Origin of the sequence: Chryseobacterium joostei (assembly GCF_003815775.1) — a bacterium.
GTDB classification, from domain to species: Bacteria; Bacteroidota; Bacteroidia; order Flavobacteriales; family Weeksellaceae; genus Chryseobacterium; species Chryseobacterium joostei.
On the sequence record NZ_CP033926.1, the window covers coordinates 3589223 to 3604350 of the forward strand.

A 15128-nucleotide genomic window follows, 5' to 3' on the forward strand; every position below is an offset into this window, starting at 1 on the left:
ATTTTAAGGGGTTAAATATCATCCTATTTTCCGATAAATTCATTAGGGTATTTTAATTTATATGTTGGTAGAATAAGCTCATACAATTTAGATTCTATTTTATTATATTTTTCTTTATCCTCCCAATCAATATTACATGGCAGACTTTCTGTGGGTTTGTTTTTATTAAAACTGATTGTTGAACTTGATATAATTTCATTGTCATTAGCAAATACACAATTTTGCAAGCTTTTAGGTTGTAATTTTAAATATAAATCATAAATTTCTTTAATATTTTTTTTGGTTAGATTCACAATAATGCTTTTAGTTTTATATCCATCAGAATTATGTAGTTGTTTTACTTCATAAATACCGGTTTTACTATCATAAGATCTAACTTCATCAATTGCTTTATTATCATATAGAATATCTCTATATGTCAGGCGAAGTTCATCTTTTTTTTGCGCAATGCAGCTTTGATAATTAATGATATACAAAGTCAAAAATAAAGTTTTTAATATTACGTTTTTATTTTCCATAATACATAAATCGGTTAAATACTGGTAAAAGTTTATTATAAGCTTTATCAACTATACTTCGAGAAATTTGATTTAATTCATTATACCTTCTTGCAATAATTGATGGTTTAGTATAAAAGGTATTATATGATCTCCTTAATTTAGATATAAGATTCTTATCTGCATATACATGTTCTAATTTAGCCATAGATAAATGTTCACTAGTGTCTTTGTTTATCTGTATATCATACAATCCTATTTTTTGAGAATAGGCATGGCCTGTTTCGTGTACCATTGTTGCGGCTAGAAGGTCTTTATTTTGAGCTGTTATAGGTGCGTATACAATATTGGATTTACCTGTCCAAAAATTTTTTGGTGTAGTATATGCATATACTTTGCTACCATCTCCTGGATATATATATCCATCAGATCCACCAAACCCAATTTTATCTGTACCGACACCAAATTCCTTGATTTCAGCATTAGTGAAATTGTCATTTCTCATTTCTGTTATGTTTTCTTGCATCGTTTCTCTGCTTATATCGATATCATATGTTGGGTCAGATGAACTAGCATCCGTTGCTGTTGTTTTATATTTAATTTTATTATAGCCATTAGCATAATAACTAATAGTATAGCTAATTCCAGCTACAGCACCACCAATAACAGCACTTGTTGCTAATCCTTTCAAGAAGTTATCTCCGTTAATTAATGCAGTAATCCCTCCAATGGTACCGCCTGAAAGAGCTCCTACACCTACGGTTGCCCACAAGCCCCCTGCACTAAACACTTGTCCTATTCCTGCCGAGACCGCTCCTGTAAGAGCTCCCACTAAGACCGCTTTTGTAAATCCTCCCAATGACCAGTTATTATAAAAAGTAGCCTGTACCGCATACATAGCAATGCTTATGGCTGCACCAATTAATGCACCAGTTCCAATAGCAACTGCATGAGCCGCCACCCACGCAATTATTGGAGCAAAAAAAACAAACTCTCCATTCGGATCATTAAACATCAACGGATTGTTCATTACATATCCGTATTTGTTATAATTCTGGGTATTGGTAGGATCCTGAATGTTTTCATCTGCATTGAGGAACCTTCTTAATAGAGGATCATATAATCTACCATTCATATGGATGATGCCTACTTCCATAAAATGCTCATGGGAAGTATAGCCTCTTTCCAATGATAGACCTCCGGTATTTACAATTTCTTTTATCTTGTCTGCATTCGTTTCTACAGGACCATTACCTATCTGAAGATGCGTGAAGTTACCCCAAGCATCAAAGTGTCTCTGTTCCAGTTTATTTCCTGCTTCATCACTGATAGCTAAGATACTTCCGATATAATCTTTATGCAAGAATTTATAAGAACCACTGCTCTCGTTATAGTCTTTTAAATATACAATATTACTATCATAAGGCGTTCCACCAATATACAAAATATGTTTCTCATTACCAGTTGTATTATTTTTTATGATTTCAAAACTACCATCTTCACTGTAATACTTTGTCAATTTTCCTTCCTTGTCATTTCCAAAATTCCCACCATAAGTAACTTTCTGCCTCATGGCTGTTAATCCATATTGAAATGCCACATCTCCTTTTTCTCCATCAATGAATACTGGGTCATTATTTTCATTGTAAGTGATACTTTGGATCAAATCATTGTTGTAATTCTGAACTCCTGCGGTATTCAGGGTCATTCCTGTTGCCTGATAAATTTTTGCCGGATTGTCAAATTTGATCTTTCCAAGCTGGTCATTTTCCAGAATTCTTCCTTTGATATCATATACATTACGATTCGTTGAAGGCTTTACACCTGTTACCGGATTGGTCCAGTTAATCAAACGATTATTATCATCATAATCAAACGATTCTGTGATATTGAAATCTCCTCCGGTTGTTCTGCTTTTTAGTTCATTTTTAATAGCATCAAATGAGTAGGATAATTGCAGAATGGAGGGTTTAATAGCAGATGAATGGTTAATAGTAGCCAGGAACCCATTGTTGTCATATGTATTATTGATATCAACAGCTCCAAGCTTGGTTTTAAGTACCTGTCCTTTTGCATTGGTTTCATTAAGCTGCCAAAGAAGCTTACCGGAATTTTTATCCTTTACTTGATACAGTTCACCGTTCCATGCGCTGTATACATTTTCTATTAATATTTTAGTTAATATGCCTGATGAATAGAGCTGTTTTTCATAAGAAATCACTCTTGCCTTATCATCATAAGTTATTCCTTTCTGAATAAAATATTTACCATTTCCACTTTCTGATGATGAAAGCACTCTCCCCTGAGGATCAAAGGTTACATTCGAACTATAAGCATTTCCTTTGGAAGTTCCGGATTTAGAAATCAATCTTCCTTTATCATCATATTTGAAAGTAATGGTCTTGTTGGTTGCTTGCCCTCCATCTGTTGCAGAAAGTTCTTTTTGAGAAATAAGCTGTCCAAGATTATTATAAGTGTATTCTTTAGTTCCTTTGGGACTTATTATTTTTTTAGGCTGTCCAAAACCATCATATTCATATTTATAAACTCCATTGGAAGGATCATTAAATTCTGATTTTCTACCCCAAACATCATATTGTGTGGTTACAATATTTTCTGCATATTGAGCTTTGATCTGTTCCCCTGCTGCGTTATAAAAGAACTGTATAATTCCCCCTTTATCGGTGGTAGAAATTGTATTTCCTAAGGCATCTGAGGTTTTAACAGTTGTTCTTCCATAGCCATTCAATTCTTTCACCGTTGTTGTTAAACCGGAAACAGAAGTCTCCATTTGTTTACCATTAAATGCATTGACGGTTATTTTAGCCGGAAATACAGAATCATCATATGCAATGGTATTCCATTGATTAGCAGCTTGTCCCTCGAAATAGGGTTCAGATTCTTTTACTTTTCTTCCTAAAATATCATATTGGGTTTCTTTAGAAATATACTGTCCTTGTCCAAATGCTTTGGAAGATATTTTATATTCTTGGCCCAATCTATTGGTATACTTTTTAGCGATGTTGCCATCTGGTTCATATCCTGTAACAATCCTGTTGGAATTATCATCTTTTTCATATTGATAGGTGGTTGTTCCTTCTAAATTGGTTTTAGATTTTGAAAGCTTACCCCAATGATCATATGTATTTTCCTGTATATTTCCTAGAGGATCTGTAAGCTTCTTTATCTGGCCCCAATCATCGTATTCAATGTGGGTCTCTAGCCCCAGGTTATCTGTTTTCTTTATCACAAATATTCCTTTCGGGTCATAGGTTGTTTTTACAGTTTGGATTTGAGAATCTATACTATTTTTGGTCTCTTTTTGAATGGTGTTTCCAAAACTGTCATAATTATAAGTTACTTGTAGCCAACCTGTATTATCTCTATTCCAATTTTTTTGATTTTTCAGGAGATTATTTTCATATGTATATTCTTCTTTACTAGACTTTGTGTCACCATAAGCTTGTACTACATCTGTTTTAGATTTAGGACGTCCTATATAATAATCTGCTCCGTTACCAGATGGATTATAAATATATTCGAATGTAGAAGTGGTTATTCCATACCCATTATTGATCTTAGAAACACTTTGGCTAGGAAGATAATATGCTCCATAGGTAACACTGCTTTCGGTGGTAGTACCAGTTAAAAAATCTTTGGTCTTTGTACTTTTAGGAACTATTACTGTAACTACTTTTGGTTTGTCAGTGTCAACAACAGAGGTAACAGCCTGATTATTGACTAATTTATCTGTTTCATAAGTTGTAGATTTCAGACTTAGAAGCTGAGTGTTACTTTCAGAAAGATCAGTAGGAAAAACTTTAGTTTCATCGGTTGTTCTGATAGACCATTCTTTCACAGGTAGTCCTTCATTCAATGGATCTGTTTCTACGCCATTCCAAATTTTAGTATTTTCTAATCCATTGGCATACCAGGAAGAACGAGCTGTTTGATTATACCCCATTAGTCCTCTTCCTTGCATATGTCCAGTCATTCCTCTATACCTGAAATCTTGCTTCTTTCCTTCTTGTCTCAGTTGTGATACCGCAAAGGATTGATCAGACCTGTTTAAAGAAAAATAGGGGTAATATTCCTTTTTAGTTTTTTTATAAAAATTAGGATTAATTGTATTATCAGGAATTATTTCAGAATAATCTATATATGTAGTAACTTCACCTTGAGTGATAGACTGAATACGTGATAATTCTGCTAAGGAAGTTTGGGATTTATATTTATGAACTCTCGCATTTTTAAATAGAAAGATATCGTAGTAGCTATTGTTAGATTTGATTGGAATACTTAAAGGCTGAAATAGCTCATAATCCCCTCCTGGAACAGTATAAGAAGGACTTGTTGTATTTAAACCCAGAATGAAATTAGTTCCCCCATTGGCTTGCATTGTTTTAACTTCATATTGTAAGACTCTAAATTGTGCATTTCCGTTACCATTCACATATCCTACTGTATTTTTAGAATATATGAAAGTAATATCAGATTTTCCATCTTTGTTGATATCAGATATAGAATAGTAATGATGATCCATTAAAGACCATGTGTTGGGATTAGAGGGTTTTCTATATTTTAAAAAATTCGTTTTTAAAACATTTTCAAATCCTTTTTCTGTTCCTATATAAAATCTCCAGTTATCTGCATCCTGGGTATCTGTTATAGGAATAGTAAAGTCCAGATTTCCATCTCCATTGAAGTCTCCAAACATTATTGGAGTTTCGGGTGCCTTAGCCTCTTTTAAACTATCAGAGAATCTAATTTTCTTTAGATATTGATTGGGTGCAGTTTTAACAAATTCAAATATGGTATATGCACTATTAGATACATTGATAATGTCAACTTTACCATCATGATCAATATCTACATATCTTTGATCTGTATATAAACTTTCATCAATGCCGGAATTAACGGTATATTGAGAAACAGGATTGTTAGTATTTTTCAGATCTATAATAAAATTACCTAGAAGATTTGTACTACATATTGTTTCTATGCATTTAATGGGCACAACTGCTTTATCATCATTACTTACATTTAAATTAAGTGGCGGCTCAATGCAGTCTGGATTAGATACAGTAATACATTTTTTTAGGTTTAATGAAATAAATACATCTGATATTCCATCTCCATTAATATCTCCTTCATTTAAATTACTAGCATACAAGGTACATTTTTCACCTGCGTTAGTACAGTTGGATAAATCATATACTTGCTTTTCAAATACCTTAACGAAAATATTATCTCTGAAAATATAACCAACAACTTTACCATTTTCATATTGAACAATTCCATTTCCATTATGGACCTGTCCTTCTTCATCTATTAACGTATTAACAACTTTAGCATCAAAATTAAAAGTTTTCCCTGTTGAAATATCTGAGTATGCATCATTAAAAGCTCCAAGTTTTACTGTTCCATCAGCCATAACGAAATCCGGGTAAGAATCTCCATTAAAGTCTCCAGTAAACTTAATATTATTAAAATTGTCCTTATTATAAGGTAGAACACCATCATAATCTATTTGAGATCCCACAAAATTAGGATAGGAAAATGTAATGGGATTAGCAGCCTGTCCTTTACTATTATATTCTGTAATCTTATCTAAAAACTGATAATTAGTTCCGTTTTTTGAATAGTTAACAGAATATTTTCTAAATAAATTCCCGTTTGAATTTACTTTAATTTCGGATAAAAGGTTACTCTGAGAATATTCCAGTCCTTGTACATAGGACTGTTCTATTAAGTCTCTGTTAACATAAATAAATTCAATTGAGTTAAAATGAGGTTTATTTAAACTTTCATTTCCCCCCCCAAGCAATATTGGATATTCTTGAAACTCCACCTCTTGGAGGTCTTAATCCCCACGTCCCTGTTTCTGAACTAATATTGTCATGAGCATACTTATATGTAATATAATTCCCTTGAGCATCTTTCCATTTGGTAATATTATAGTCGAGTGCTGGGGTTGTTCCTATTTCTCCTGTAAAATTATCAAGAAATGTTTTTTCATATTTAGCTTGTGATCCATCTTCAAAAGTTACCTCCCAATAGTCAGGACCGGAAATTCCCAGAATATTTCCTAAAGATTTGATTTTAATGTTAGAATATTTTTCGGTATAATACTCAGCTCCGTCTTTACCATATTCTCCGGATTTTAAGATTAATCTCTGACCATTGAAACTGTAATAATCAGAAGAGTCTATTTGTGCTTTTTTTGCATCTCCATCTTTTTCTACATTTCTTCCGGTTCTTGAAATAGATGTAACTCCAACAATATTCCAGCCATACCCTGCTAATCCATTATTTGAGCCACTAATATAGGTGAGATTTACCTGTGGAGCCACGTTTTTAACCCCAGGAGGTAAAGTAATGGGTAAAGTAAATTGTAATTGTCCGGCTCCATTTACTTCTATATTTCCTTTGGTATCGTGAAAACTCTGACCGTCAGGAGTAGAGGTTCCAGTTGGATTACTTGCCCCAGCTTGGGAGTCTGTTGGTCCTCCACCTGGATTCTCTGTAGCAGGACCTATTTTTGCTATAAAGGGATTCGAAGCATCCGATTTAGCATGAAATCCTTGGGCAAGAACTACCGTTTGCGGATCCTGAACCGTACGTGTTGTAGTTTCTGCCTGGTACAGTATGGTTTGTGAAAAAACCATTACTGAACACAAGGATAATATCAATGATGAAATAAATTTCATATTTGTATTGGTTATTTTATAAGTGATAATTAAATTAATAAAGACTGTTAAATACTGGTAAGAGCAAAGAAAACTCCTTCAATGCCTTTACATTTTTCTTTTACTCTTTATCTTTTGGTGACATTTCTGGCAAAGACCCTTCCATCTTTTAACGTAAAGCGTAGAATATAAATCCCCCAATCATAACCGGTCATATTGATTTTAAGCTGACGGTTTAATCCAGGAATATTCTGTTGCTGGAATTTCCAATGAACGGTATTGTGCTGGTAGAGAGAAACCGATTCTATTAATCCATCCACTTCTTCAGTCCAGTCAATCGTAAGATAATCATTCACAGGAACCGGATAGAGTCTGATCTGTTTCCAGAAAGTCGTTTCATCCATAGTAGGAGCCTGTTTGGTAATGGCTGCTGTTTTGGACTGTTCCTCCACTTTTGTTTCTTTTAGGATTTGATTTTCTACGTTTTTACCCGCAGTGTTAGTTCCTCTGTATCGTTGGTTTCCTGCTTCATCATATTTGAAGTAGACTTCAGTTTGTGAGAAACCTAAAAATCCAATGAACAGGGAAAACAGAGAAAGTAATTTTCTTTTCATGGGTGTTTATTTTTTGGTAGAAATTAATTGCTGTACTTGTTCTCTAAGTTCTTTAATCTCTTCAGATTGAGATTTGAGCTGCTTGTTTTGTTCAATAGAGTAAAGAGTTAATTCTTCTATTTTCTCCAAAAGTTTAGCATCCATTTCACCTAGATTAATCCCGTCTTTTTCCACTTCTTTTGCGGATGGAATATTGGGTAAATGTCCTTTTTCAGAAATATGTTTTTCTACTTCTTCCAAAGATCTAAGTTTATAATCTTTTTTAAACACGTAGTCTGCCCAACCGTTGCTTGATGGATTTTCAACTTTTATCTTTTCAGCCTTGATTCCATCTTTGACAAATAATCTGTATTCGTTACAGTCACTGCATCCGGAAAGCGCCGTGTTCATTGATGTTCCGATAAGGACTTTTCCGTTTGCTCTTACTGAAAATAAAGGCTTTGCCCAATCACCTGAGAAAAGAGGAGCAGAGAGAGTTAATAGTCCAACATCATTAGGCTGGTATTTATCATAAACAAACCATGCTAAGTCAACCCCTGCATTAAGATTAGGAAGTAAATTACTTATCTGGAAAGCATCAGCATTAGCATTTGAGTGAAATTGTGCTCTACCATAAGTTTTGAAAGCTATATTAGGATCCACTACAGGGCCTCCTATTGCTACACTACCTGTAGAACTGATTTTCATTCTTTCAGTATTATTGGTTTTGAATGCTAAATCCTGATTGTCTGTAGTTCCAATAAAGTTGTTTGAAGAGTTTGTACCTGCGTTTCCTATTGTGTTCCAGCTTTGTGCAAAAATACTGGACGCAGTGATAGTACAAACCAATAGTAATGTTCGTTTCATATATAAATTAAATTTGTTTTGAAATTGAAATAAATGAGAATATTTCTTTAGGAAGAGTGAATTGTTTTATCACTTTAAAATGGTTATTTAAGTTTTTGCAAAGATACTGAATGATATATTTGTTGCTGTTAATAGACTTTATTATAGTATCTTAAGTGTATTTAGGTATTTGTGAAATTGTGAAATATAATAAATCTATTGATTGAGAATATTGTATTATTTGACAATAAAGGACTCATGCTTTAAAAAGTATTTTTTCTTTTTTTAAATTAATATTTTTAATGATTTTTATCATGTATTTAAAATTGAAACTTTACCCATTTTAGAAAAAAACTTTACCTTTGTCACAATGAACTTGTTAAGATGGATATTGGCAATTTATTTCATGGCGTTATCATTGATGCCCTGTGAAGACGTGTCTCATCTTTCATCAGACTCAGGAGATAAAAAGATTTCATTAAACATCCAGGGAGTTCATTCAACAGAAAAGGGCGATATTTGTTCACCGCTTTGTGCTTGCAGCTGTTGTCAGATCACGGTTTCAGCATTTAAGATGGACCCTTTGTTGGAAATTCCGGAGCAGATTCCTGCTTATTTTTCAAAGAAAATCTTATTTCATAAAAACGATTTTGCCTACCAGGTGTATGATCACGTCTGGCAGCCCCCTAAAATTTAATTTTATTGATTTTTAGAAAGTTATCTTTCTAAACGTGTTTGAAACTTTGCAATACTATTGCAGAGGTTTTCAGGATATTTTTGCTGCAGTATTACGCTGTACGCAATGTATTTTCAATAAAAATTAAATATAAATCGTGTTAGATAAAATCATAAAATTTAGTATCAAAAACAAGATTGTTATTGGTATTATGACCCTGATACTGATCATCTGGGGAACCTGGAGTGCCACAAAATTGCCCATAGATGCAGTACCGGATATTACAAACAATCAGGTGCAAATCATTACCGCTTGTCCTACATTGGCTGGGCAGGAAGTAGAGCAGTTAGTCACCTTTCCCATTGAGCAAAGTATCGCAAATGTTCCGGATATTCAGGAAACAAGAAGTATTTCAAGATTCGGACTTTCTGTAATTACAGTGGTTTTCAAGGAAGATGTAAACATTTACTTTGCCAGACAGCTTATTAGTGAGCAATTAAAAAATGCAGTAGAGGAAATTCCGAAAGGAGTGGGTACTCCTGAATTAGCTCCCGTAAGTACAGGTCTTGGAGAAGTATATCAGTATATTCTTCATCCGAAAAAAGGAAGCGAAAAGAAATACAATGCCAAGGAATTAAGAACCATGCAGGATTGGATTGTCCGCAGACAGCTTAACGGAACTCCGGGAGTTGCGGAAATCAACAGTTTTGGGGGAGAATTAAAGCAATATGAAGTAGCTATTGATCCCAATCGTTTAAAGGCGATGGGAACCAGTATTACTGAAATATTTACAGCCCTTGAAAAGAATAATCAAAATACAGGTGGAGCTTATATTGATAAAAAGCCCAACGCTTATTTTATCCGTGGAATAGGACTTGTCACTTCCCTGGAAGACATCAGGAATATTGCCGTTAAAAATGAAACAGGAAGCGTTCCGATTTTTATAAAAGATGTTGCTGATGTTCGCTTAGGAAGCGCTGTACGGTATGGAGCATTAACCTATGACGGAAAAGTAGATGCCGTGGGTGGAGTAGTGATGATGCTAAAGGGAGCAAACAGCAATGAAGTTGTTGGTAATATCAAGGCGAAGATTCCTACCATTCAGAAATCGCTTCCGGATGATGTTGTAATAGAGCCGTTTTTAGATAGAACGGATTTAGTTGACAGGGCTATTAGTACCGTTCAGAAAAATCTGATTGAGGGGGCGTTGATCGTTATCTTCGTTCTTGTTGTTTTTCTTGGAAACCTTAGAGCAGGGCTTATTGTTGCCTCTGCCATTCCGCTTTCCTTATTATTTGCATTGGGAATGATGAATGTCTTCGGAGTGAGTGCCAATCTGATGAGCCTTGGGGCAATAGACTTCGGGTTGATTGTGGACGGAGCTGTGATTATCGTAGAAGCAACCTTGCACCATCTGGGACTAAGGAAATCAATGAGGACTTTAACACAGTCTGAAATGGACGAAGAAGTTTTCTTGTCTGCATCAAAGATTAGAAGCAGTGCAGCATTCGGGGAAATCATCATCCTGATTGTATATATTCCGATCCTTACCTTAGCAGGTGTAGAAGGGAAAATGTTCACACCAATGGCAAAAACAGTAGGATTTGCAATTCTTGGAGCTTTGATCCTGTCATTAACCTACATCCCGATGATGAGTGCCTTGTTCTTATCCAAAAAAATATCACACAAGGAAACTTTTTCAGATAAAATGATGAATCGTCTTCAGAAAATTTATCAGCCATTATTGCAGAAAGCAATCAAAGTAAAATATATTGTTGTTTCAGCAACAGTAGCGGTTTTTGTAATCTCAGCATTTACCTTTAAAAATATGGGTGGTGAGTTTATACCACAATTGCAGGAGGGAGATTTTGCATTTCACTGTATTTTACCACAGGGAAGTTCCTTGAGCCAAAGTATAGAAACCTCCATGCAGGCCTCCAGAATCATCAAGCAATTTGATGAGGTGAAAATGGTAGTAGGGAAAACAGGATCTGCTGAGGTGCCTACAGACCCGATGCCGCCAGAAGCAACCGATATGATTGTTGTACTAAAACCACAAAGCGAATGGAAAACTAAAAAATCCTACAACGAATTGGCAGATGAAATCAGTGAAAAACTGGAAACAATTCCTGGGGTATTCTTCGAGAAAAACCAGCCTATTCAGATGCGTTTTAATGAACTGATGACAGGGATCAGACAGGATGTTGCAGTGAAAATCTTCGGGGAAAACCTAGATTCATTGGCCGTGTATGCTGATAAAGTTGGAAAGATCATTCAGACTGTAGATGGGGCTACGGCTCCTCAGATTGAAAGAGTAAGCGGTCTTCCGCAGATCAATGTGCAGTATGACAGAACAAGAATTGCTAATTACGGATTAAATATAGAAGATGTCAACAATGCGGTAAGTACTGCTTTTGCAGGAAAAGCTGCGGGACAGGTTTTTGAAAATGAAAGACGTTTTGATCTGGTAGTACGTTTGGACAGTCTTCACAGAACAGATATTTCAGATGTGAATAACCTGATGATTACCTCAGGTACAGGAGCACAGATTCCATTGTCGCAGGTTGCCAATGTGAGCTATAAGCTTGGTCCTGCCCAAATCAGTCGTGAACAGGGAAAACGTAGAATTGTAATCGGATTCAATGTAAAAGGTAGAGATGTGGAAAGTGTAGTAAAGGACATTCAGGCAAAACTGGATAAGGTAAAATTACCATCCGGATACTACTTTACCTATGGCGGGCAGTTTGAGAATCTACAGGAAGCAAGCAAACGTCTGATGATTGCTGTTCCAATATCACTGCTTCTTATTTTTATGCTATTGTATTTTACATTCCGTTCATTCAAGCAGGCTGCATTAATTTTTACAGCTATTCCCATGAGTGCCATCGGAGGTATTTTTGCCTTGATTATAAGAGATATGCCATTCAGTATCAGTGCCGGAATCGGATTTATTGCTCTCTTTGGAGTAGCGGTTCTTAACGGAATCGTATTGATAGGAACCTTTAATCAATTGGAAAAAGATGGCGAGACAGATATTTTAAAACGTGTTTTTGAAGGAACAAAAACAAGATTGAGACCCGTTTTGATGACGGCCACTGTAGCATCACTGGGATTCTTACCCATGGCGATTTCTACAGGAGCGGGTGCGGAAGTACAAAAACCTTTGGCAACAGTAGTTATTGGAGGATTGGTATCGGCAACATTCCTTACATTATTCGTTCTACCCATGCTGTACATTATTTTTAATACAAAGATTTTGAAAAGAAAAAATAACCAGACTGGATCATTTACAATCATTCTTGTTTTAGGACTAATGATGATGGGACATACCTTTAAAGCTCAAACCCGACCCATATCCGTGGAAGAGGCTGTGCAAATGGCGATGAATAATAATTTAACGCTACAGTCTAAGGACTTAAGCATAAAATCTGCAGAAGCTTTAAGACCTACGGTAAAGGAACTTCCCAAATTAAGCTTTGATGCTCAGCTGGGCCAATATAACAGCCCAAAATTCGACCAGTCTTTTGCTATTTCACAAAGCATTCCTTTTCCCACATTGTTTAAGGCAAGAAAGGAGCTCATTAATGAAAATATTAAGAGTAAGCAGATTGATAAAGAAGTTACAGCCAACGAGCTTGTTAAAGATGTTCGGACCTATTATTACCAGATTGAATATCTTCAGTATAATAAAGAAAAGCTGACCAGTCTGGCTGGTTTTTATGAAGAATTTATCAGAATTGCAACAGTAAGATTTAAAGCTGGTGACATCAAAAAGATCGAAATCAATACAGCAGAAACCCAAAAGGGAGAAATAGACCTTTTACTGAGACAAAATGAAGTATTTCTGAATAATGCCTATAAAAATTTAAAAACACTCCTGAATACTTCAGAAAACCTGGAAGTCCCATTCAAAACAGATTATGAACCTTTAAAGGCAGAAAATGTATTGGATAGTGCGGTGGTAGCCAATAACCCTACAGTAAAGGCTTTTTATCATGAAATGGAAATTGCGGAGAAGAATAAAAAGGTAGAAAAGGCCCTCGGTTTACCGGATTTCAGCCTGGGATATACAAACCAATCATTAATAGGATTCCATACCATAAACGGACAAGAAAATTTCTATGATTCCGGGAAGCGTTTTCAATCAGCAACGGTAGGAGTGGCAATACCTTTGACATTTGGTGCTACAAAGGCAAGAATGCAGGCTTTAGAATATGATAAACAGGTGGCAGAAACTAACGCGAGAATGCAGAAAAAACAACTTTCTGCCCAGTTGGAAAATGCATTTAATCAATATCAGCAGGATACGCAGCAGTATGATTACTATACCAATCAGGCGCTGCCTAATGCCGAGAAAATTGTAAAGGCAGCTCAATTAGGATATAAAACAGGGGAAATTTCCTATGTAGAATATCTTTTTGCCTTACAGACAGCTACCAATATTCAATTAAAATATCTGGAATCCATCCAGCAGGTGAATCAATCTGTAGTTATCATTAATTCAATCATTAACAAATAATATGAAGTCGCTATTAACAGAAAATTCACCAATGAAGATGATGGCATACGATTTTAGAAAAAATAAATATTCACATATGAAACTCAAATATAATATCATATCTCTTGTATTAATCTCTCTGGTGGTAATAAGCTGTGGAAAAAAAGAATCTACAGAAGAAAAAGCACCGGAAAAAACAGAACAGAAAGAGAAAGCACATGAAGAAGTACCTGAAACTATTGCCTCATTAACAGAAGAGCAGATGAAGTCGGTAGGAGTGGATTTGGGATCGGTAGAAATGAAAGAGCTTACCTCAACCATCAAAGCAAATGGCCTTTTGAGTGTGCCGAACAGTAATAAGGCAACCATTACTTCTCTATATGGCGGAATTATTAAAACAATAAATATCCAGGTTGGAAGTATTGTGAAAAAAGGACAGGTTATCGCAACCATTGCCAATCCTGAATATATACAGCTTCAGGAAGATTATCTGACTACCAATAGCAGGATTGCCTATGCTGAACAGGAATTCAGAAGACAAAGGGAGCTTTTCGATAATGATGCAGGCGCAAAAAAGAATCTTCAAAGTGCAGATGCAGAATTGAAGACCTTAAGAACCAAAAGAGCCTCCCTTTTGAAACAGCTTCAAATGATGGGAATAAACCCGGGAAGTGTAAACAATGGTAACATGAAGTCAGGTTTGGTAATCACAGCTCCGATCAGTGGAACAATTAGTAGTATTACAGCACAGATAGGAAGTTATGTAGATATTTCATCCCCTGTTGCTACAGTAATTGATAATGGTTCCATCCATCTGGATCTTCAGGTATTTGAAAAAGATCTTCCCAAAATGAGGGTAGGGCAGATTGTTCATTTTAAACTGACCAATAATCCCGAAACAGAATATGATGCAAAGATTTACAGCATTGGATCTTCCTTTGAAAACGAAAGCAAGACCATTTCAATGCACTGCGAAGTGATAGGAAATAAATCAGGGCTGATTGACGGGATGAACATTACAGGACTGGTAAGCCTTGATAAAAGTACAACGCCTGCAGTTCCTACCGAAGCCATCGTAGAAGCAGACGGAAAATACTATGTCTTTGTACAAACTGATAAAAAGGTAGAAGAAGAGCATGACGAAAAAGGAAAACCACATCCGAAGACCCTGAATTTTGAAAAAATGGAAGTAGTAAAAGGAACTTCAGACATGGGATACACCGCCATTACATCTATTGGACAAATTCCGGATAATGCCAAAATTGTTGTAAAAGGAGCCTTTTTTGTAAATGCCAAGCTCGTGAATTCAGGAGAACATGAACATTAATG

Annotated in this window: 8 protein-coding genes; 3 read left to right on the forward strand and 5 right to left on the reverse strand. The window is 35.4% G+C overall.

All coding sequences use genetic code 11. The annotated features are described in order from the left end of the window. Positions 1-23: 23 nt before the first annotated feature. The 5 genes from EG359_RS16310 to EG359_RS16330 all read right to left on the reverse strand — a co-directional run bounded on the left by EG359_RS16310 (position 24) and on the right by EG359_RS16330 (position 8646). Positions 24-518, reverse strand: coding sequence for a hypothetical protein (locus EG359_RS16310; protein WP_076353205.1), 495 nt, complete (start codon positions 516-518; stop codon positions 24-26). Continuing rightward, on the reverse strand, positions 508-6348 hold the full coding sequence (locus EG359_RS16315) for an RHS repeat-associated core domain-containing protein (RefSeq protein WP_123867420.1): 5841 nt from the start codon (positions 6346-6348) through the stop codon (positions 508-510). Before EG359_RS16315 ends, EG359_RS16310 begins: the two co-directional genes overlap by 11 nt. Beyond that, positions 6305-7207 (reverse strand): SpvB/TcaC N-terminal domain-containing protein, encoded by a 903-nt coding sequence (locus EG359_RS16320; RefSeq protein ID WP_084180368.1) that lies wholly within the window; start codon positions 7205-7207, stop codon positions 6305-6307. The genes EG359_RS16315 and EG359_RS16320 overlap by 44 nt, the downstream gene beginning before the upstream one ends. A gap of 107 nt (positions 7208-7314) precedes the next feature. Continuing rightward, complete coding sequence (locus EG359_RS16325) at positions 7315-7800, reverse strand: hypothetical protein (protein ID WP_076353208.1); 486 nt, start codon at positions 7798-7800, stop codon at positions 7315-7317. A 6-nt stretch (positions 7801-7806) separates the two neighbouring features. Beyond that, a complete protein-coding gene (locus EG359_RS16330) occupies positions 7807-8646 on the reverse strand; it encodes a hypothetical protein (RefSeq protein ID WP_076353209.1) in 840 nt (279 codons plus the stop codon). Positions 8647-8995: 349 nt separating this feature from the next. Here EG359_RS16330 and EG359_RS16335 point away from each other — a divergent pair, with 349 nt between their 5' ends. The 3 genes from EG359_RS16335 to EG359_RS16345 all read left to right on the forward strand — a co-directional run bounded on the left by EG359_RS16335 (position 8996) and on the right by EG359_RS16345 (position 15126). Next, the gene (locus EG359_RS16335) at positions 8996-9322 is read left to right on the forward strand and encodes a DUF6660 family protein (RefSeq protein ID WP_076353210.1); all 327 of its coding nucleotides are present in this window, start codon (positions 8996-8998) and stop codon (positions 9320-9322) included. A 136-nt stretch (positions 9323-9458) separates the two neighbouring features. After that, on the forward strand, positions 9459-13820 hold the full coding sequence (locus tag EG359_RS16340) for a CusA/CzcA family heavy metal efflux RND transporter (RefSeq protein ID WP_076353211.1): 4362 nt from the start codon (positions 9459-9461) through the stop codon (positions 13818-13820). 76 nt (positions 13821-13896) lie between these two features. Next, positions 13897-15126, forward strand: a complete 1230-nt coding sequence (locus EG359_RS16345; RefSeq protein ID WP_076353436.1) for an efflux RND transporter periplasmic adaptor subunit — start codon at positions 13897-13899, stop codon at positions 15124-15126. Positions 15127-15128: the final 2 nt, after the last annotated feature.